This is a genomic window from Anabaena sphaerica FACHB-251, assembly GCF_014696825.1.
Lineage (GTDB): Bacteria > Cyanobacteriota > Cyanobacteriia > Cyanobacteriales > Nostocaceae > RDYJ01.
In genome coordinates this window covers 1-21753 of the sequence record NZ_JACJQU010000037.1, presented here as the reverse complement: position 1 = coordinate 21753, position 21753 = coordinate 1, and the positions used below count along the sequence as shown (strand labels likewise).

The following is a 21753-nucleotide window of genomic DNA, read 5'->3' as shown; positions in this document are numbered from 1 at the left end:
GGAACTGTTTGAATTTTTCTCCTTTCTAGGAGAGGTTTTAAACCTTGAATAAAGCAATTGTCAATTATCAATTATCAATTGATAATAGGGTGTATCAATCCCAGTAGCAACATATTCTTAAATGGCATTTTCACATAATTTAATCCTGGTAGAAAAACTAAACCACCTAACCCATACGCGGAATAGGTGGTTTTAAATTTGGGTGTGTTGAGCAGCTACGCTGTACCGTAGGCGATGGATGCTGCGCCGCCCAAAAGGCGATTGCGCGGAGCGCACTGCCGTAGGCAATCGCTGTTGGTTTGTAGACTAATTGAAAAATTTTAAACAGAGTTATAAGGGTTTTGCCTCTTTGTGTTGCAGACTAAGTGAAAATCTGTTGCGGATTAGATGAAAAATTCCTACCAAAATCGCGGACTAATTGAAATTTTCCGCCAAATGAGGATAAAAGTTCGCAACTCATTACAGTATAGGCTTTGGAGCAACACTTAACACTTAATTAGCGATCGCTCTTAGGGTACGAAAGAATAAGGGTTACACAAGCATATTTTCAATTAGTCCGCAACAAAATTTCATTTAGTCTGCGACATTTTCACTTTGTCTGCGAACCGACATCGCTAAAATTAACCCTTGATGACCATCACTGCTGTCAAAGGCGATATCAGAGTCGATATCAATGTAGGCAATAAGCAGGTGAGAATCCGTGGTTTTGATGAATGCTACTAAGCCAAAAACTTTTATTGAGATGAATGACTGGGAACGTAGATTATCGGTCTTTTAGTGGGAAAATAAAAACAGGAACCGATATCCTACTATAATAAAAATTATCTAGTTATGACTTTAACACCACTCACTCCGGATCATCTGCAACAAGTCGTGGTGCAGTTAACGCCGGAGCAGTTACGGCAATTAGTAATGATGGCGCAACAGCCGCAACGGCTGACGCGAGCCACAAATACGAGTGAATTGCTCGATGGCTGGCTTAAATCTAAGAAATCCAAGCAGACGCGGCGTTCCTATGATTGGGACATCAAGTGCTTTGCCGCTTATCACCAAAAGACTTTGCCGGAACACGCACGACTTGATGATTTAGATTTGAATTTATTAGCGGTAGAGGATATCTATGACTATTCCGCCTACCTAGAGGACTTGGAATCAAAGGGGGAAGTGGCAAGAAACACGGTGCGGCGGCGGTTAGCATCGCTGATGAGTTTTTTGCGGTACGCTTCTGAGACTGGTTTTATTTTAGGCAATCCAGCGCGCGGATTGGAACTACCAGAAAAACCCGATACAGTTACGGAACGGATTTTGACTGAACGGGAAGTGTTGCGGATTATTGATCATGCTGAGGGGCGGGATAGGTTATTGTTAGAATTTCTCTATTACACAGGGGCGAGGGTAGGTGAGGTAGCAACGCTCACCTGGAAATCAATTCAGCCCAACCGGAATGGCTTAGGACAGGTGACGTTGCACGGTAAACGTGACAAAATGCGAAATGTGGTGCTACCGATGTCGCTTTATACTGATTTGTTGACTACTCGGATTTCCGATAGTCCTAGTGAGGCGGTTTTCAAAAGTCGCAAAGGTGAAAAGCCGTTGAAGGAACGACAAATTCGTAGGGTAGTTGATGCGGCTGCTAAAAAGGCGGGTATCAAGGGTCACGTTAGCCCCCACTGGTTGCGTCATTGTCACGCCAGCCACGCACAGGATAGGAAGGCTCCTCCACATTTAGTTAAAGACACTTTGGGGCATTCTTCTCTTGATATCACTAGTCTCTACACCCACGTAAAACCAGATGAAAGCAGTGGCTTATATTTGGCGCGTTAGCTATTTTATAAGTACAGAATGGCAGAAATGTAGCGTTATTGAGCTACTAAAAGTTTTAACATCTGCTCGCTCAATTCGTCATGGATTTAGGAAATGTTGTACTAACGGGACTTAAACATTTTTGAGGAAGAAATAAGCCTCAACCCCTTGCGGGGGAAATACACAAAAAGTCCAAACACGCCACCAACCTCTGATTTACAAACAAAACAATTAAAACGTTATTAAATTCGGTTGGGATATACGTTTGAGGTTATTTTATCGTTTTTTGCCTAAGTCCCACACAGAAATTATCGCAATTTGGCTGCAAAATAATTATAGATGGAGTTTTGAAGATGAGTCCTAGACAAACTACCCGACGACCATCTGCAACGGCAAGTAAGTCTAAGCCCAAAAAGGTTGATCCACAAACACAAGAAAGCTCTCTTAAAGCTGCTCTCCCTCTCCTAGAAACTGAAGAAGGTGCTACAGATGAAGTTGCTGGTAGGGATTTGGATAAGAAGGAAGATTCTGCTCTTGCTCCCAATTTCTTGCCATTATCTGTGATTATCTTACCAGCTACTCAACCAAGGCGCTATTTTGACCCCAAGGCTATGCAATCTCTGGTGGAGTCTGTACGCCGTGAAGGTATTCTCCAGCCTTTATTGGTCAGGCCAATAGGTGATAAGTATGAGTTGGTGGCTGGAGAGAGAAGATACAAGGCGGCTCAAGAATGTTCTTTGAGTGAAGTCCCTGTAACAGTACGAGTGATGTCTGATACCCAGGCAATTCAGTATGCACTGACAGAGAATTTACAACGGGAGGATTTGAATCCGGTTGAGGAGACGGAAGGGATTTTAGATTTATTGGCTTTGAGGTTGTCAACTGATAGGGAAGGGGTAGTTACACTACTTAACAAACTATCCAAGGCTCAACGCGGGCTTGTAGCGGACAACGATATCCGCCAAGAAAAACAGATAGTTGCCGAAGTGTTTGCGAGCATAGGCAAGATGTCTCCAGAAGCGTTTAGGACACACAGACTGCCTTTGCTCAATTTACCAAGTGATATCTTGGATGCTCTGCGTTATGGGCAAATTGAATATACGAAAGCGAGGGAGATTGCCAAGCTGGAGTCAGAAGAGGAAAGAAGTGAACTGTTACACGATGCGATTGAATTCTCGTTATCAGTGGCGGAAATCCGCAAACAGGTTGTAGCTAAAAAGCCGAAGTCTGAGTTTCAGCAGTTGCAAGCCCGTTGGGAAAATGCCTACAAGCAATCCAAAAAGTCAAAGCTGTGGGAACAGTCTGATAAGCGTGATGTGCTTGAATCTTTGCTGACGCAACTGGAAGAGTTGCTGGTAGAGAAGGGGTGAAACAATATTGAAATTATTTTGATTGACGGGAAAACCATTACGCTGACTCAGTTTTTCGTTATTTATCTAGATTAAAGAATCAATAATCTAGAATAAAGAATCTAGAATATAGATTCTATAAAATGGCGCAGGATTAGTAGGGTGAAATATTGAAGCTCCGTGTCCACAGGGGGACGGGGCTTTCAACGCGAAATTTGTAGTAAACGAATGCAGGAAGTGAGGAAACCCAGAAGTACCTGAGTTATGCTTTTTATGCGGTATAAATTGCGGTGCTATGAATTATATTCAAAGGAGCAGTTGCTAATCCTGCTTGTTGTAGAATCTTCTCAAATTAGCTTGGTAACTAGCTTTGGGATTCTGACAACAAAAAATATCTAGATTCTAGATTATTTAATCTATAATCTACATTCTATAATCAAGATTATAGATTCTATAATCTTCTCAAATTAGCTTGGTAACTAGCTTTGAGATTCTGACAACAAAAAATATCTAGATTCTAGATTATTTAATCTATAATCTACATTCAAGAATGTATAATGTAGCCGTAAACGTGTAGTGACGGCAGAAACAAGCGTGGCCCGAAAACTGGCTGTTTTCAATATGAAAGGAGGGGTGGCGAAATCGACCACCGCCTACAACTTGGCTGTGGGTCTGGTCAAGTTTAAAAAACAGCGGGTGTTAGTTGTAGACATCGACCCGCAAGGAAATGCTGGTGCAGCACTGGGTATTCCCATCTGGCAGATTGATTTTCAGCTAAAGGATGTTTTGCAGCACAAGACACCCATAGCACAGGTGGTGGTGTCAACTGCATCTGGTGTAGATGTGGTACCGTCTAACATTTTGCTGGCAGAGGAGGAAATACCGATATCTGGTCGTCCGGGTCGGGAGATGTTACTCAAAAAAGCGATCGCCCCGGTGTTGGATAAGTATGATTTTGTGCTGATAGATTGTCCGCCCAACATTGGCGTGTTTGCTATCAATGCACTCATGGCCAGTGATGGGGTGATTATCCCCGTGGATATGAGCTATTTGGGATTGTTGGGTATTCAAGGAATTGAACGCGCCCTGGCTTTGGTGCGAGAGCAACTGGAGCATCCTATAGCCATAGCAGGGGTGCTGGCAACTCGGTATGACCGCAGGAACAATCTCAGCAAAGAAGTTTTGGATGCCCTGACGAATCATTTTGGTGACAAGATGTTTAAAACCGTGATTCCTGAGACAGTGAAAATCCGGGAAGCTCCTTCTCATGGGCAATCTATTTTTGAGTACGACCCCAATGGGGTGGGTGCTATTGCTTATCGGGATTTAGTGAATGAGGTATACAAATGGCAGTAAATAAAGGTAAGTTGCGTTCTGCGTTGGGAGATAATCCTTTGGCACAAAGTATTTTTAGTAAAACTGCTGCTGAAGAAACAGAAGCTCAACCAACTTCTGAACCAAAATCTATTTTTTTAGAAAATGTAGATAAAGAAGAGAAGGAGGCGGTTAATTTGCGCCTACCTATTCAGTTGAATGATTGGCTAAATGAGAGGCTGAAAAGGGGTAAGCGGTTACATAAACATAAAATTCCCAAGGAAATCTGGGTGCAAACTGCTTTGGAGTTTTTGATGGCAATGCCTGTAGACTGGGATGAAATTGGCTCGGAAGAAAGTTTACGGCAAGTGCTTTTTGATATCTACAATAGGATAATAAGAACCGACAATTCATGAAGATAACTATTGCTGCTACTGTGCTTCACTGATTAGCGAAAAGTCTATAGTTTATGAGTTATTGCCTTAATCCAGATTGCACCAATCCTGATGACCCGCTGAATACTAATGAGCAAATCTGTTACCACTGCAATACGGAACTTGTGCTGCAAAATCGCTATCGGGGTATTCGATTACTGGGTAAAGGCGGTTTCGGCAAGACTTTTGAAGTTGAGGATTTGTTTACTACCAGCAGTGGTCAACCAAACCCCAGGAAAGTTCTGAAAGTTTTACTCAATACCTCTTCCAAGGCTGTTGAATTATTTCAACGGGAAGCTGATGTTCTAAGTCGCTTACAGCATCCAGGGATTCCCAAAGTAGAGCCTGATAATGGCTATTTCACTTTCTATCCACAAGATAGTTTGGAGCCATTGCACTGCATGGTTATGGAAAAAATAGATGGTCAGAATTTGGAACAGTGGTTGACCAATCAAGGCAATCAACCGATTACGCAAGATAGAGCAATTGAGTGGTTATCACAGATGGTGGAAATCTTGAGCGAACTCCATCAGAACCCTATTCAGCAGTATTTGCATCGAGACATTAAGCCGTCTAACATCATGCTTCGCCCTTCAGGTAAACTTGTACTAATTGACTTTGGAGCAGCTCGGGAAGTTACAGATACTTTTTTGTTCAAAGCTGGTGCTGGACTGTCAGGTACAGGAGTGTTCTCATCTGGCTATACGCCACCAGAGCAAATTAGTGGTAAAGCTGTACCGCAATCAGATTTTTTTGCTCTCGGTCGTACTATAGTTCATTTGTTAACGGGTCAACATCCAAAAGATTTAAAAGAAGATGCTCAGACGGGTAAGTTAATTTGGCGAGATTACGCTCCTCACATCTCGAAGCCTCTAGCCGATTTGATTGATTACTTAATAGCTCCATTTCCAGGACAGCGACCTCAAAGTACGCAAGTAATTTGGCAGCAATTGGAAACACTTCAATTTGCTAGTAGTGTAACTGGAATATCAGTAATTGGTCAAAATCACACAGATGTATGTTCAACTAAAAAACAGAGAAATAACAAACAACAATCATTTACTAGTAAAGTCGAGAGGCTAAAATCAATTGCGATTATATTTAGTTTATTTGGAGCATTCCTGGTGATTGGATTTCGCTTATCATCTCCTCAGATAGCACTCGCTTTCCATGAGCGGGGATTTGACAACAGGGAAAAAGGTCATTTGGATAATGCCGAGTTGAACTACAAATTAGCTCTGGTTTTTGATCCAGACTTGGCAGAGACTTACTACAACCTGGGGGGAATTTATGAAGATAAGAAAGATTTCAATCGTGCTCGCAATGCATACCAAGTTGCTATTCAGAAGAAAAATTTAGACAAAGCTTACAACAATTTAGCTCGATTGTATATTTTAGACCAAAAAAATTCTCTAGCTATTCCCCTACTCCAAAAAGGCTTAAAATTAGCCAAAGATAATGAAGTAAAATACAGTTTGCTCAAAAACTTGGGCTGGGCACAGTTGGGTAACGCTCGTTATAGCGAGGCTGAGGTAAATTTGAAAGCGGCAATTAACATAAAAAATAATTGGGCACCCGCATACTGTTTATTAGCACGGGTATTGCAATCTCAGGGAAAGAAGGAATACGCACTAAAATCATGGGAAGATTGTATTAAATATGCCAATCCAAATCATCCAGATGAGAAAATTTTGATGGGCATGGCACCTCGATATTTGATAGCTAAACACTCTCGTCAATGAAGCACTACCACTCAATTTCAATTATCTTCACCCTGATTACGGCAGTGACCAATTTGGCAATCATTTGCATTGCCAAGCCCGCTCAAGCTTCAGCAGCAATCATAAACAATTCCAGTACCAATATTAAAGTTGAGAGAAAACTGCTACTTGCACAGTCAGCAGTGTGTAGATGTCCTCCAAGAACAGACAAACCCCGAGATCCTCTTGCTAAAACTGATATTCCCTACATCATTAGCCCCCGCCGCACATTGTTGCTGGATAACAAACCAAAGATACGTTGGAATCAAGTAACTAATGCGGCTGGTTATACTGTCAGTATTTTGGCGGGAGAAAAAGAGATCTGGACTGAACAAGTTAGTGGAACTGAAGTTATCTATCCTGGAAAGCCAGCTTTAGAACCGGGAATTGATTACTTAGTGATTGTCAAAACTAAGGGTCAACGTTCATCGCAAGAAGAAAAGGTAACTGGATTGAGTTTTAGACTATTGAGTGCAAAAGATGCTGAAGATGTGCGAACATCTCTTGCTTTGTTGAAAAAACAGCAGCTAACTGACACAGTGAAATCTCTATTACAAACCCATTTATATGTTGGATATTACCTGAGATCTGAGGCGATTGAGACGTTGGAAAAGTTAGTTGCAGGTGGAGCAAAAGAAGCAGTTATTTATCGACTTTTAGGCGATCTTTATCAGCAAGTGGGACTAACTGAGCAGGCTGAGGGTCAATATTTGGAGGCCATCAAATGGGCAACAGCACCCCAAGATTTACAGGTACAGGCCGCCGCAAAAGCCGGATTGGGAGAATTATATGCAAGTTTCAGCAATAAAGAGAAACAGGCCGAAGGTCTTAGTTTGTTGCGACAAGCACTAGATATATATAAAAAATCAGGAGATATGCAGCGTGTAAAGGAATTAGAAAAACGCATAAGTGGGTTGTAAAAGCAGTGATAAAAATAGGTAAAACCGTTAACGGTATATATAAAAACTGGGTAGGAGCTTTATTAATGTTGAACTTAATGGGTTCAGCTCCTTTTTTAACTTCTGTTCCTGTCTCAATCTATCAGGCAGAGGCATCTCCAGTAGAACAAGCAGACAAGCTATCTAGCGAAGGGAAAACTTTATTAAAGGAGCGTAATTTTGAAGCTGCACTTAAAAAATTTGCAGCAGCCCTACCGATTTATCAGGCTATAGGCAGTCGTTTCTCAGAGGCTGAGTGCCTACTAGCAATTGGTGTTGTTAAAGACAGGCTGGGAGATTATACTGCTGCCCTCAAAGCCTATGAAGCCAGCTTACCAATATGGCAGAAAATCTACCAAGAGGCGATGGAGGCAATAACCCGTAACAACATCGGGTCGATATATTACCGCTTGGGAAAGTACGAACAAGCGTTAAAGTACCACCAGCAAGCTCTTGTTATTTTTGAAAAGACTGGCGAACAGAATTCCATATCTGTACCTGACATACCAGGCTTCCAACTGAACTTGACTGTTGTTAAGAACGGAGTAGAGTTGCATTTCCAGTCTAACGAAGCGATAAGTCTCTCCTTAATTGGAAGGGTATACAGTGCTCAAACCAAATACTCCCAAGCATTGCACTACCACAAAAAGGCACTGAATATCTCTATCAAACTTAATGACCGAATAGGGGAAGGAGTGGCCCTCAATAATCTTGGTATAGTCAACTCTAATCAAGGAAAATATCCTGAAGCACTGAAACTTTACCAGCAGGCGCTAACAATTAGACGGCAGACTGGTGATTTACTAGGGGAGGGAGTAACCCTCAATAATCTTGGAGACATCTACACTGAGATGGGAAAGTACCCACAGGCGATAGAAGTTTACCAACAGGCACTAGCGATTCGACAGAAACAGAGGGATATAGTTGGAGAAGCAGTAACGCTGAACAATCTCGGTTTGGTTTATAACAATCAAGGGCAATACCAACAGGCACTTGATTTGTTCCAACAGACGCTAAATATTACCCAACGCCTCAATCATCGCTCTGAAGAAGCCACAGCACTTAATAACCTGGGTCTAGTCTATGACCATCTGGGAGAATACCAGCAAGCGTTGAACTATTACCAAAAAGCGCTGGCTATAGAACGAGAAATTAGTGACAGAGATGGAGAAGGAACAACACTGAATAACATTGGCGCAGTTTATATAGCTCAAGCACAATATCAGCAGGCAAAAGACAACTTTAAAAAAGCTCTAGCAATTCAAGAAGAAATTGGCAATCAGGCAAGTATTGGCATTACCTTAAACAACCTCGGTTTAGTCTACGAAAAATTAAGTCAATACAATAATGCACAAGGATTTTACGAACAGGCACTGGCTCGATTCCGAAAAATCGGTAATCCAGTAGGGGAAGCAGCAGCACTTAACCACCTGGGAACAGTTTACCAAGCACTAGGGCAATATCAGCGTTCAAGGGATTTCTGCCAACAAGCACTAAATATTTCGCGGAATATCGGTAATTCTACAGCAGTAGGAAAAACACTTAACAACCTTGGTCTGGTTCACGTTCAACTAGGAGAATACGAGCGGGCGTGGGATCTGTTTAAACAAGCACAGGAAATCCAGCAGAAAATTGGTGACAAGGTCGGAGAAGTAGCAACTATTGCCAATATAGCTTTAGTATCTAACTCCCAATCACAATATCAGCAATCTCTAAAGCTATATCAACAAGCGTTAGTTCTCAGCCAGAAACTAGGCGACCGAGCGGAGGAAGCAAGGATACTTGGTAATATTGGCGGAGTCTATGAGCGATTGGGAATAAATAAACAGGCTTTGCTTTATTTTAATAAAGCATTGGCTCTTCAGCAGGTGCTGGGGGAACGACAGGGACAAGGAACAACGCTTAACAATATCGGAATCATCTATCTAGCCCAAGAGCTAGAAAAACAAACAGAGGAGTTATCACCAAAGGCACAACAATACAACGACGCACTAAATACTTTTCAACAAGCCCGTATTATCCTGCGAGAAATCGGTAGCTACAGAGAAGAAGGAGCAACTCTGATTAATATAGGTGAAATTTACCGCCGCAAGTTGCAGTACAATCTGGCATTAAAATCACACCAACAGGCACTGGCTATATTTCGTCGGATTGGTAGCCGTAAGGAAGAAGGGGATGCGCTCAACAATATTGCTCTGGCCTACTATAGCTTGGGACAATTCCAAAAGATGCATGAATACTCCCAGCAAGCACTGGATATATTTCGAGATATCGGTAGTATAGCAGGACAAAAGGTGGCACTAGCTAACCTTGGGTTTTTCTACGAAACACAAAAAGATACAAATCAAGCAATTGCTTACTATAAAAAAGCGATTGAGAAAACTGAATCAATTCAGGAGAAACTTAGTGTTGAAGAATTGAAAACACCTTTTGCTAGTCAACAAATCGATATTTATGAAAATCTTATCAACCTTTTGTGGAATAAAGGACGTTATGAAGATGCTTTCTACTATGGAGAACAGGCGCGAGCAAGAGCTTTTCTAGATCAAATAGCTAATGGACCAATTAATTTTCGTGCTGGTGTAGAGGCAGAACTGATAAAGCAAGAAAGGTCACTGAAACAAAAAATTGTAGCAATAAATAACCAAAAAATTATTCTGAAGGCTTTTCCAAAAAGTCAGCAGGATGATAAAGCTATCAAAGCTGTAGACGAGCGATTGGCATATCTGCGGGAAGAGTACGAACAATTACTATCCAAACTAAAAATCCAAAGTTCTAAAACTAGCTTGTTAGTCAGCGTTAAAGCTAAAGATTTAGCCAAAATCACAGATATCCAGAAATGGTTGGATACTAGTACCACACTGATTGAATATTTCGTTACACAAAAGCGGACATTTGCTTTTGTTATTACTCACAATAGTTTTAAGGCAAAAGCTTTAGATGTCGAAAAGGAATTCTTGAGAAAGAATATCACCACTTTTACTGGCAGTTTTCAAAATGTTAATGAGGAAAGCGACCCTCATCCATCTAGTTTGCAACAGTTGTATCAATCGCTGATTAGTAGATTAAAACCTGAGATCAAAACTTCCAAGATTTTTGTTGTCCCCCACGGCATTCTCCACTATGTTCCTTTCGCGGCTCTCACTGATGGAAAAAAATATTTGAATGATGATTATACTTTAGTATCACTACCCAGTGCTAATCTGTTACCTTTTCTGCAAAGCAAACATCGGCATGACACTAGCACAGCCTTAATTTTAGGCAACCCAACCAGTAACGAACCAGACTTAAGCAGCTTGTCCTCTGCTCAAAAGGAAGCTAAAGAGATCGCTTCCGTGTATGGCACTCAAGCTCTTGTGGAAGATGCTGCCACCGAAAGTGCTGTTTGGTCAAAATCTGAAAATGCTAGTATTTTGCATTTAGCAGCTCATGGCAAGTACAATGACAAAAACCCACTTTTTAGCACCATATATCTAGCAGCCGAAACTAAAGATGATGCCAAATATGATGGTCGTCTAGAAGTACATGAAATCTATGAGCTAGATTTGACAAAAAACACTAATTTAGTAGTGCTTAGTGCCTGCGAAACGCAGGTGGGGGAAGTGAGTAAAGGAGATGAAGTGGTGGCACTAAATCGTGCCTTTATCTATGCTGGTACACCTAACGTAATTGCTAGCCTATGGAGCGTCAGTGATACTGCCACTGTTAATCTCATGAAGCGTTTTTACACCTATTTACGGCATTATAAAATGAGCAAAGCTGAAGCATTACAGAAAGCACAGCAAGACGTGCGAGCAGAGTATCCCCATCCCTATTACTGGGCTGCTTTTGTGTTGACAGGTAATGGCATTTGAAGTTTGAAGGTGTTAGTTTAACCTCTCACAAGAAAACTCAAGCCATTTAAATTTTTACAGTTTGTAATTTTAAAAAGGAAGTTCTGTCGATGTACCCAAAAATTTCTTTTGTATTAGTCCTATCAGGTATCGTTATTGGGCTATCCAGTCCCGTTCAGGCAGCAATTAAAATTAAAACTCCTCAACTAGTTGCTCAAACAGAAAGTTTATCCAACGCAAATCTGTCTTTGGAAGAAATGCCGAGTGGTTTCATAGAATTTCCTACTGAACGGCTTGAGCCATTAATGAGACAATACATAGCTAAACGTAATATGAATGTTAAAAGTTTAGCGATATTTGCAAAACCTCAAAAAGCGCAAGTGGTCATAGGTGTTACTATGACTCTTTCTGAACAGCTTCAGCAAAATGGTATTGACTTGAATCAGGTGTATTTTAGAGATATAGTTGCAAAATTAATTAAGCAAACACAACTATTCAATAAGTTAGAAATCTTGGAATCAAGGGCTTTAACTGATTTGAATAACGTAGGTGAAGACTCAGGAGGTCTTACTATGGTGGGCAGAATGATGGGTAGGGCAGTGCAGATAGATGTAGCTATGTTTAGAAGGAATAAAGTATTTGCATTCACTGGAGTTGCGTATCCCAATGGGGATGTTCCATCTGTTGCTGTCGGTGAATTAGCACGTAAGCTAGACAGTAAGATATTGCAATACTCACGTTAGAAAAAAATAAAATTTTTCCCCACAAGCCTACAGTATATCTTATTCCCTATCAACTTAAGTGTTCTGCCTGTCATCTTCTTCTATAAAACAAGGTTTGGGAACTACAGCCATCACTTCCTTAAGTTTTTCTTCTGCGTTACCTAATTGTCTAGCCTTGAGAACATTCCGCATTTTTTCTTTGATAGATGAGACAATAAAACTATAATTTAATTCTTTGATACCTTGCTTATGTGGGGATTGAAACTGAAGAAGTAGCTGATTTCTTAACAAACTATTTGTTTCTATTTTTTGGTTTTTGATTGTCATTATAATTTCTTTACATATCTGCTCAATTAATTTATTAGTTATATATTTCATGACTACTGGTTGCAAGTAAAAGTAAACTACTTCTCCCTCAAACACCTTTTCTAAAAAAGACCGCAATATTAAAGATTGTATAGCCAGAGCAATATCTTCTTTTGAAAATAAATTCAACCCAAAACTATTTTGGATAATAGAAAGCATAACTGGCTTTTGCTCTAGAGCAATAAAATACAAAATTTCTTTTTCTAACTCAGATAAAAATTTAAAATGTTGATTGAGAATCTCTTGAAAATCTCCAATAAAAGCACTACTATTTTTGAGGAAATCTCCAATATGGCCACCATAGAGTTCTTGGATTATTGTTGCAGTTAACTTTAATGCTAATGGATTACCTCGATAAAAGTCGATGATTTTTTGTAAATCAGAAGATTCTGGCAAGCCTTTATCTTGAAGTATTTTTTTTGCAGCCTCCTTGTTTAAACCTTTTACTTTGAAAGAACGAATAGGACTGTAAGGCGTTTTCGTTTCCACAACTGCAATTTCTTTAAGCTTTTCTCTGCTGGTGAGAATTAAACAACTTTTTGAAGGTTCTTCTCCTAACCTTTGAATTAAATCTTTGTAAGCTTCATGTTCAGGTTTATATTTACCAGCTAACTCACCAGGAAGGAGTAAATTTTCAACAGCGTCTAGAACTAATAGACAATTATACTTGTTTAGGTACTTGATTAATTGTGAAATTCCTTGCCCAATATTATCTATTAAGTTAGATTCTACCTGGGGCAAGAAAATCTGAAGTAGTTCATTTATAACTTCTTTGAAGGTAGGGGCATAGCGTAAGCTGCGCCAAATGACATACTTAAAATTACACTGAATTTCTTGAGCCAATTTAACTGATAAATATGTTTTTCCAGAGCCACCAATTCCGTATAAATTTATCAGTCTGCATTGTTGGTCAATAATCAAATTCTTTAGTTCTTGTAATTCGTTTTCTTGACCATAGAAAATTGAAATATCAGGTGAGCCATCCCAAATTTTAGACGGTTTTTTATATCCTGCTTCTTCCAGCCACATACAAATGTCTCTCCAATCATTAATTGAATGTTCTGGATGCCCTGTCAAAATTTCTACATAACGATACAAGGTATTAGATATAGTGCTTTTAACACCTTTCACATCTTTATGGCAAATTTTAGCTATATGTACAGGATCATAACCACAAAGAAAACCTCGCAGATATTCCTTTTCAATATCTGTTAGCCCTGGTCTAGCTTTTGGGTCATACTGTTTTTTTGCAGTGGCCAATTCATCATATAGTCTTGAGAGGTCCCAATTGTTATCCGCTTCTGCAAAGCGAAACTCAGGTTGAGGAGTAGCTGAAAAAACCATTGCAGTTAGTAGTTATAAAAATCACAACGAAAATCATAACAAAATCACAACACGCATGTGTAGCAGCGAACTGGTATTCCTGAATAAGCTTGTTTCATCCAATTCAAATTAATGAAGAAGTCAGTCTTATGAATCTGGCAAAAACTTTCTCCAAGGTTCTAGCGGCAACTTGTCTATTGTTAGTATCCGGCATACCTTTCTCCGTTTTGGCTGAGTCTATCCCAACCAAACCTATTGAACCAATTGATCAACCTCTTGTAGTTGGAGATGATACATACCAAGTTTTACTATCAATGCCCCTCCAGCTTTATCGCAACGCAACTAATGGTCCAATGAAATATAACACCACCAGTTCTGATGGTCGTTTTGAACTGATTAGCTTTCTACCTGCACTCACTCAAGAGCGAAAAACTGAACCTGCACCTGCGCCATACCAGCTTTATCGGTTAGCTTTAGTACGGGATAATACAAATGGCAAAACAATCAAAGCGGCTTTGCCTATTCAAATCATAAATGCCGCAAATTAGGGGGCGAAAAGCTTGCCTTGGAAGCTTTTCACGCCAAATGGTGGAATTTTTCATCAATCGTTGCTATACCCCAGGCAGGGGTGCTTTTGGACTTTTATTCTCAGATAAAACGAAATCTGAGCAAATAAGTCAAACTCACGTTTTACATTCTCGGAATCATAAGGTCAATCATGAATAAGTTAATCTTCTGCTTACTAACTGTTAGTGCGATCGCTTCTGCTGCTGTTCCTGCTAATGCTGGATCTGGTGATAGTGCTAATATACAAACCAGTGAACAGACCTCTATAATTACAGGTGATCGTAACTACACCAATCAAAGAATCAACCAAAGTGGACAAATAATTCGCTCTCGTTCCAGAGGTGGTTCTGGCAACGTTCAAGATGCTCGTCAACTGTCTGATATTGTTGGTAATGATAACGTATCTAAACAACGATCTAGTCAAGTCTACCAAGAAATTCGTCGTGGTGGACGTAGGAACCAGCTAGGCAACTAGCTTGAAAATTCCTCTGAGTTAATTAGAACAGAGGAATTTAACTCTCTCGTAAATATCATTAGGGTGAAAGTTTTGACAATGTAATTATTAACTTTCTCCCTGTTCTTTTCCCTCTAAGTTAGTAGGGATACCCAATTCATGGAGTTACGTCAACTTAAACTTCTACTAACTACATTCTGGGTAATTTTACCATTAGTTGCTCAAGCAAGTGAAATCAATCTGCAAGCTGGAAAAGTCAAAATTAATAGAGATTCTCAAGGAAATATCACAGTAGAAACTGGCAAGACAAAGCTAAGTTCGGGTTCTGGGATATCTATTAATCGTAGAAGTAGTAACTCTTCCACCAGACGTAAAAAGAAAAATACATGGAAACGGAATTGTAATAACTTTAGTAACAGATTTGTAACCCGACAACTTACAAAAATTAGAGGTTCTCGTCAACGCAAGTTACAAACAAACACAATTTCCATGTCTTGTCGTTAATGTTTGGAGAATTTGAATGAGACATAATTTTTTATCACTTGGCTGTATATCAGCTTTGTTGAGCTTGACATTTTTACCTATATCTACTGGGTCTGCTTCTGCTCAGTGTGTAATATCTCATGTTGGTACTCAACTGAATATGTCCCGAAATCGAGCAGAACAAACTTCTAATATTCAGATGGAAAGTACACCATCTTGTACAGGAAATGTCAGTTCTTCGAGAGCAGTACAAGTGAATATTGGTGGGAACGGAAAAGTCAGACAACACCAAAATGTATATCATGAAATGCTCGGTGGTAAAGGCAATATTACTGGAGTAAATGTACCAACGGTTAAAAGTGGTGTAGTTGTGCCAGTGAATGTAAGAACACCTAATAACTTTAATCCTTAGAAATGAGGATTTTTCGTTTTTTGTGATTTTTAAATAGGGGTTTAGTTAGCAAGGCTAACCCCTACATCAAAATTTATATTAACCGATTTCAATATTAGGCAAAAGTCAAAAAAACAACAGAAGGAGAATACAAAAATGAGAATTAGTCAATTTACAGCTACTTTGTTTTGCTATTTAATTTTCACAACTTTACCTAATTTAGCTCATGCAAATCAAAATCAATTAAGCAGTGAATTTGGTAGTAGTTTAAAATCTACATCCAGAAGTATTAATAATAGTAATTCCGTCATAAAAAAGCCATATCAAGGATATATATATGATAGAAATCAATTCAATATCTTATGCGAAGGAGAAAATAAATGTAGTTGTAAAGGTGAGAGAAAATTATTAGATAGACACAGGTTGGTAATGATGGGCTTAGATAAATGTTTCAATTACAAAAAACATCGGAGAAATGAACAATGAATAGTAAACAATTACTAAAAAGAATTTGTTATTCTGCTATTTTAACCATGAGTATGTCTCTTGTACTTCCTAATATGGTTTTTGCTAATTTTCATTCTACAAAGGATACCAAACAAGAAACAATCATTAATTTAAGTTCTGATGCTCTCAAGCAAAGCTATTATCTGAATATTAGTGGTTCTCATGGATTAAAGGGAAGTATTAAAATCAATGGTAAAACTATTAAAATTTTAGTAGGTACTGACATCCATATTCGTCTTTCTCACCTTTTAAAGAAGGGTAAAAATATCGTAGAAGTTACTGGGTCTTATAACTCAAGTGGATCTGGTTTGCAGATAGAATTTATTGGACCAGATACACAGATTAGTCAAGAAAGTGTAGATAATGGTAAAATCAGACATAATTTAATTATTTATGTTGAATGAACAATAGCTTTGATGATAAATAATTCTAATATTCTGCCTTGTATTTAATTATAAGGCTAATAATTTTCTAGCAATTAATATCAGGGGGAACAATTTAGCTATGTTCAAAAAATCAACAATTGTATTCACGTCTAGTATTTTGTATCCGTTAATATGGAATTTGCTAGTAAATAAACCTGCTTTCTCACAGTCTTCTCAACAAAATACTAACAGTGATTCTCAAGTCAATGGAGATTTCAATAATGTTTTTCAAATTCCTAATCAAAACAATGCCCAAAATAGCAACATTAATGAATTTAATTTTCCTAATATATATCCCCTCAATCATTCTATCAATACTCCTGTGAATACAGAAAATGATTTTGGTTTTAATATGTCAGTGGGGGTTAATACTCTTGATGCTGCTAATGTCACAGTATATCTCGGATTTATTTTTCAACCCGGTAGAACTAATTCACATAAAATTAGGATGCAAAGAATTATCAAAGAAACAGAATTACTAGAAACACAAAAAAAGATTGCAGAAGGGCAACTTCAGTTAATTCAAAAACAAATCACTGAGGCAGAATTAAGATTACAAAAGTTGCAATATTCATCATCACCGAAAGAGTAGATAAGAGTGGATATAATGAATTCCATTATTTGAATAGGGCTTGCTGAAAACGCCGCCCGCCGTCTTGGAGAGCAAAAAATTTTGGGGGAGATAGGTTAAATAATTGGAGATAATAAAGTTACTCATCCCAAAGCCCTTGAAACTTGGTAGATGCAAGTTCGGGATAACGAACAGTGTGCTGAATATTGTTATGCCCCAAGTAACTCTGTATTGTCCGAATGTCAGTACCTCGATTAGCTAGATAGCAGAAATAATAGATTTAAGAAAAAGTAACCTTAACCATGATATCACGACGAGGCTGACCACCAGCCTCAAGGATATAGTGAATATTACCGTACCCACCAATACCAGGTTGGACTACTTCATAGCGAGAAGTAACTTCGCCTAATGCTGTACGGTAACTGGTTAAACAAACTGTCGAGTTTCTACGTCCTCCTGAGAAAGTATCTCCTTCCCAGCTGCACCAATCATCAACCTGAGAACGTACAGGGAGTAGCGAAGCTGCAATTTCTTGAGGAGAAAATCCTTGATTAGCTAATATTTTGGCAGCACCGTAAATTCCTGCCATTGTTGGTCCAGTAATTTTTGCAGTACTGATTATATCTTGAGACTTTTGTACAAAGGCGAAGCCTGCATTAGGTCCCCATGTTTCCTGCCGTTCTTGACCCCAAAAAATGTTAGTTTGTACTTGTGCCAGTTCGGTTCTGTTCCTGGTAAATTGTCGTTCGATAAAGTCCTTCTCAGCCAGTTGAATTTTCAACAGTTCTTCTTGAGAAGGACCAAGGATTCCTTGAAGAAGTCTCCCGCCAACAAATCGAACCATACTTCCAAAAATTACACGGGATGTTAATGCTCTAAGGAGAAAACCCAAAAAAAATGCTTCAGCCGGTTTTGGGAAAAAAATGCCAGATGTAGCTGCCAAAGAGGTACTTCCTATAAGAGCTATACGAGTAAATTTACGTCTGCTAATATTCATATCTACCTTCTACTACCTGGTGATGAAGGAGCTTCTTCCAGTAGTGTCTGAACAAAAACAATTGATGGACAAGTACGTCCCGCTATGCACTCTGCTTTTAAAGCAACGCTCCGAATGTTAGTCACATCAAGAAGTAAAAAACCTTGCTCTCCTTTAGCTATTTCTTTAGTTTCTACAGTGTTGCCATCAAGAATAACTGTCAGTCTGACTAAAGTGTCATCTTTTGTATAAGAGTTTCCATTGTTTAGTCCAAAAGCCAGCCTTAAAGTACGAAATCTAGGTTTTGAACCAGCTGGAATGATACGACAGGCGACACTTGCAGGAATATGTCGGGGGATATAATTACTTCCCATAAACTCCCAGCCACTACGAAGTGTAGCAACAGATGTGAACACTTCTTGACCAATACTTACATCAGCACCTCCTGTTACCCAAGCATCAACCCCTGGCTCTGCACTTGTAGTTAAACATTTCATTTGTGTTAGTGAAACTGTGCGTTGAGCATATGCTACCTGTTGATTTAATATAGTGAGAGCAAAAAACAATGCGCTAGATACAGCATGAATGTGTCTGAACTTAGTATTTTTCATTATTAGGTTATTAATAGCTAATTGTATTAAATACTACTTGAATTTTAGATTTGAATGATAAAAATCATACAATTCTACCAAGTTCTAGTCAACCGAATTTTTTCTAGTTATTTTGCACAGCATTCTGCACTCTCACCTCTCAAAGGAGCAGAAAAGCCTAGAAAACAAGTACAAAAGAAATACTTAATCATTAAACATTATTACATAAATGTTAAGTAACATATTTTTTATTACGGTGCAAGATTTTTCCTGACACCAATTCTTTATAAAGCTACGCTAAATGCTTCATTACTGAGGCGATAGATACCTGATGGTAAAAGTTCTCGGTCTACAACTAGCATTGCCTCTCCATCGCTAGGGGTGAGCTATTCGGTTAATAGATGCACTATCTACCAAAGTTTTTACACTATTTTATGCGTATAGGCGATTTTAAAAAAACTGTCTCCAAAACAATAGCTAGCAATACGGCTCATAACTCAAGTTCAGATTCACGCTCACGCTGTCGTTGTTGCTTTTGGCGTTGTTGTTGATACTCTCGTTCTCTCTGTTGCCACCGTAGCAGTGCCAACAATTCCTCATGCCAATTCTGCGCTTGTGGTTTAACCCTAGTCGCTTGGGGCAACAATTCACTTACAGCACCAGCCATCTCATCTCCAGCAGCATTGTTATCATAAGCACAAATTACTTCAGGTATATCCTGCAACAACTCCACAGGTAAACTCCTGGGACTATCCACAGTCATGTACATTATTCTCTGTTGCGGTACTCCTCCTGGTAATCCTCGGTGTCTTTCAACTTCCAACATCGCATAAGACAGCACATCAAGGGGTGACTTTAACAACACAACTTTTTGGATTTCATCAGTAGGTTGTCCTCCCCATTGCAGGTAAAACCAACCATCACTGCGTTTTGTACCAATGGCATATCCTGTAAAACCAGTAGCATATCCTGTAAAAGTATTGTCTTCTTCTAAAGTATTATCTTCTGCTCTTGTCCCCTGCAAAAATGCACCTTTGGTTTCACCATTGAGGTTTCTCAACAAGAACACAGCATTTTCTTGATCATCAGCATAAACCAACCCCCGTTGATATAATTCTTGCACCAACTCTGTTGGCAATCTCCGTTTCTTAGTTAAATAGTCGTGTACTAAATGCCAGTTCGATTTGTCCGGTACTGGTGGTACAAACTGTGGTGCTTCTTGCTCTTGGATGACCATTTGCGCTTGTTGGCGAGCATAATGAGTAACAGCCCTCTGCATCCCTTCATCACCAAAACGGTCATTTAACCAAGCGATCGCTTCTCTAAAATTACACCCATTAATGTGTTTCACCAACGCCACAGCACCAGTACCAGTAATAGCACCAGGACTAGCACTAGTTTTTTGGGAGTTGGCTGCAACATTACCAGTTTTCTGAGTATCGGGTGCAAGGTGACTCCAGTAAGAGCCATTTATATAGATAATGTGTTCACCCCCTTTCCAGCAGCGATAGCTGCTATTGTCTTGGTTTAATCCCAAATGCCAAGCCACATCTTCCAGGGGCAAATCACTCAATTGTTTAACCTGCTGCTGCAACTGATCCTTTTGAGCTTCCAGTTCCTTAATCCTTTGTCGCAAAGTCTCATTTTCCTTTACCAACCTTTTAGCAGTGCGCTCCATAGAACTCTTACTCTGCACTGCCCTATCTCGATCTGCTGCCTTAGCCCGCATCTGTGCAATAGTCAGTTCCGAGTTCAAATCCTTTCCTTCCTCAACTATGCGATAAAAATCCTTAATATCCTGGTGTTTAGCTACACTACCTCGAATCCCACGCTCTAACCCCAGGTGCTGCACAGCCGCAAAGTAGCTTTCTTGAAAATCTCGCATCTTCTGCCGACCATCAAAAAAATGATTGCACCGCAGTTGCCCGTTTTCATCCAGTGGCACAAAATAAGCATGAATGTGGGGTGTTACTTCATCCAAGTGCAATTCAGCCCTGACAATGCGATTGCCTTCGGCAGTGTGCAAAGCACAATCGCCTACAGAACTGCTATTCCCATTCAGATACGCTCCACTTGCTTGGGTGCTGGAGTTGACGCGATCGCCATATTCCTTCTCTAACCACTGCTGCGTCGCTGACAACCAATCAGCCAACCTCTCCTCTTCGTAATACCCAGCAGCCGTGGGGTCAAGCGGTCGAAAATAACTAGGAGAAGCAGTCAGCAAAATCTCTACACAGTACACCGCATCAGTGCGAATTTTTCGTTTTTGCTCATACTGCCCAATCTTCGCTAACACCAAATCTTCTAACTTTTCCTCCCTGTCAGTATTGCCTATGAACCTGATATTTTGTTTAGTCGGGTCAGCATTGGGCGTTTCTCGCTGCCTGGAAGTGTGAGCAGCACTCCCAGCAATATTGGCTCGTTTCAATTTTTTCACTCTGGCGATGGCATAAGCCATATCAGAAGCCTCCAAAATCTCAATTTCTCACCAATTCCACACAGGCTGTAATAGCCATCAGTAAGACACTGTGCAGACTGAAACTCATCTGTTTTCCTTCACTGACGAGCAATAAAAACAGCTGTGTCACCAACTCAAAGGCACTGAAAGGCATTCGTAAGATACGCACCACAGACAATAAAAAGCATCTACAAGACCCCTAAAGGCTATAATAGGCATCCGTCAAATCCACTCCCCAGCTGTAAAACAACCTGCATCACTCCTTGCCAAAGTTAAAAAAGCTATCGGCTGACCCCGGCTATGGCTAAAAAAGCCATCGTCCGACCGTTGCCATCGCTAAAGAAGCCATCAGCATGACCCCAGCTATGGCTACGGTGTTGTCGTTGCCATCGCTAAAGAAGCCATCACAAAACCTACTCATAGGCTTTTTGTGCCAAACACAGCCAGTAACTTCCTACAAAAACCACGCTCATTGCAAAAAACCTAAAA

General features: G+C 39.8%; 20 protein-coding genes. 15 read left to right on the top strand and 5 right to left on the bottom strand.

The annotated features are described in order from the left end of the window. Window positions 1–831: 831 nt before the first annotated feature. The 8 genes from H6G06_RS26625 (at window position 832) to H6G06_RS26590 (ending at window position 12174) form a co-directional block, all read left to right on the top strand. On the top strand, window positions 832–1824 hold the full coding sequence (locus H6G06_RS26625; protein WP_190565067.1) for a tyrosine-type recombinase/integrase: 993 nt from the start codon (window positions 832–834) through the stop codon (window positions 1822–1824). 332 nt (window positions 1825–2156) lie between these two features. Further along, on the top strand, window positions 2157–3173 hold the full coding sequence (locus H6G06_RS26620) for a ParB/RepB/Spo0J family partition protein (protein ID WP_190565066.1): 1017 nt from the start codon (window positions 2157–2159) through the stop codon (window positions 3171–3173). Window positions 3174–3746: 573 nt separating this feature from the next. Next, window positions 3747–4508, top strand: coding sequence for an AAA family ATPase (locus tag H6G06_RS26615; RefSeq protein WP_190565065.1), 762 nt, complete (start codon window positions 3747–3749; stop codon window positions 4506–4508). Continuing rightward, window positions 4499–4882 carry a hypothetical protein gene (locus tag H6G06_RS26610; protein WP_190565064.1) on the top strand — a complete coding sequence of 128 codons (384 nt, stop codon included), beginning with the start codon at window positions 4499–4501 and terminating at the stop codon, window positions 4880–4882. The genes H6G06_RS26615 and H6G06_RS26610 overlap by 10 nt, the downstream gene beginning before the upstream one ends. A 53-nt stretch (window positions 4883–4935) precedes the next feature. Continuing rightward, the gene (locus H6G06_RS26605; protein WP_190565063.1) at window positions 4936–6642 is read left to right on the top strand and encodes a serine/threonine-protein kinase; all 1707 of its coding nucleotides are present in this window, start codon (window positions 4936–4938) and stop codon (window positions 6640–6642) included. Window positions 6643–6695: 53 nt separating this feature from the next. Next, a complete protein-coding gene (locus H6G06_RS26600; RefSeq protein WP_190565062.1) occupies window positions 6696–7580 on the top strand; it encodes a tetratricopeptide repeat protein in 885 nt (294 codons plus the stop codon). Window positions 7581–7585: 5 nt separating this feature from the next. Further along, window positions 7586–11452, top strand: coding sequence for a tetratricopeptide repeat protein (locus H6G06_RS26595; protein ID WP_206754727.1), 3867 nt, complete (start codon window positions 7586–7588; stop codon window positions 11450–11452). An 89-nt stretch (window positions 11453–11541) separates the two neighbouring features. Further along, complete coding sequence (locus H6G06_RS26590) at window positions 11542–12174, top strand: hypothetical protein (protein WP_190565060.1); 633 nt, start codon at window positions 11542–11544, stop codon at window positions 12172–12174. A gap of 54 nt (window positions 12175–12228) precedes the next feature. Here the strand turns inward: H6G06_RS26590 and H6G06_RS26585 are convergent, their stop codons facing one another. Next, window positions 12229–13863, bottom strand: a complete 1635-nt coding sequence (locus tag H6G06_RS26585) for an NB-ARC domain-containing protein (protein ID WP_190565059.1) — start codon at window positions 13861–13863, stop codon at window positions 12229–12231. Window positions 13864–13991: 128 nt separating this feature from the next. On the opposite strand from H6G06_RS26585, the gene H6G06_RS26580 reads away from it, so the two are divergent. From H6G06_RS26580 to H6G06_RS26550, 7 genes are all read left to right on the top strand, one after another. After that, complete coding sequence (locus tag H6G06_RS26580; protein ID WP_190565058.1) at window positions 13992–14390, top strand: hypothetical protein; 399 nt, start codon at window positions 13992–13994, stop codon at window positions 14388–14390. Window positions 14391–14560: 170 nt separating this feature from the next. After that, complete coding sequence (locus tag H6G06_RS26575; RefSeq protein WP_190565057.1) at window positions 14561–14884, top strand: hypothetical protein; 324 nt, start codon at window positions 14561–14563, stop codon at window positions 14882–14884. A gap of 138 nt (window positions 14885–15022) precedes the next feature. Next, window positions 15023–15367 (top strand): hypothetical protein, encoded by a 345-nt coding sequence (locus H6G06_RS26570; protein ID WP_190565056.1) that lies wholly within the window; start codon window positions 15023–15025, stop codon window positions 15365–15367. A 16-nt stretch (window positions 15368–15383) separates the two neighbouring features. Further along, window positions 15384–15758, top strand: coding sequence for a hypothetical protein (locus H6G06_RS26565; protein ID WP_190565055.1), 375 nt, complete (start codon window positions 15384–15386; stop codon window positions 15756–15758). Between the two features lie 135 nt (window positions 15759–15893). Continuing rightward, on the top strand, window positions 15894–16223 hold the full coding sequence (locus H6G06_RS26560) for a hypothetical protein (RefSeq protein WP_190565054.1): 330 nt from the start codon (window positions 15894–15896) through the stop codon (window positions 16221–16223). After that, window positions 16220–16648, top strand: coding sequence for a hypothetical protein (locus H6G06_RS26555; RefSeq protein WP_190565053.1), 429 nt, complete (start codon window positions 16220–16222; stop codon window positions 16646–16648). Before H6G06_RS26560 ends, H6G06_RS26555 begins: the two co-directional genes overlap by 4 nt. A gap of 100 nt (window positions 16649–16748) precedes the next feature. Continuing rightward, window positions 16749–17261 (top strand): hypothetical protein, encoded by a 513-nt coding sequence (locus tag H6G06_RS26550; protein ID WP_190565052.1) that lies wholly within the window; start codon window positions 16749–16751, stop codon window positions 17259–17261. A 118-nt stretch (window positions 17262–17379) separates the two neighbouring features. Here H6G06_RS26550 and H6G06_RS28205 read toward each other — a convergent pair whose 3' ends face one another. The 4 genes from H6G06_RS28205 to H6G06_RS26530 form a co-directional block, all read right to left on the bottom strand. After that, on the bottom strand, window positions 17380–17520 hold the full coding sequence (locus H6G06_RS28205) for a tyrosine-type recombinase/integrase (RefSeq protein WP_422387070.1): 141 nt from the start codon (window positions 17518–17520) through the stop codon (window positions 17380–17382). Next, window positions 17521–18237, bottom strand: coding sequence for a Tat pathway signal protein (locus H6G06_RS26540; protein ID WP_190565051.1), 717 nt, complete (start codon window positions 18235–18237; stop codon window positions 17521–17523). A 2-nt stretch (window positions 18238–18239) separates the two neighbouring features. After that, window positions 18240–18827 (bottom strand): hypothetical protein, encoded by a 588-nt coding sequence (locus tag H6G06_RS26535; protein WP_190565050.1) that lies wholly within the window; start codon window positions 18825–18827, stop codon window positions 18240–18242. Between the two features lie 469 nt (window positions 18828–19296). Then, window positions 19297–21264: a plasmid recombination protein gene (locus H6G06_RS26530; RefSeq protein ID WP_190565049.1), complete on the bottom strand. Its 1968-nt coding sequence runs from the start codon at window positions 21262–21264 to the stop codon at window positions 19297–19299. Window positions 21265–21753: the final 489 nt, after the last annotated feature.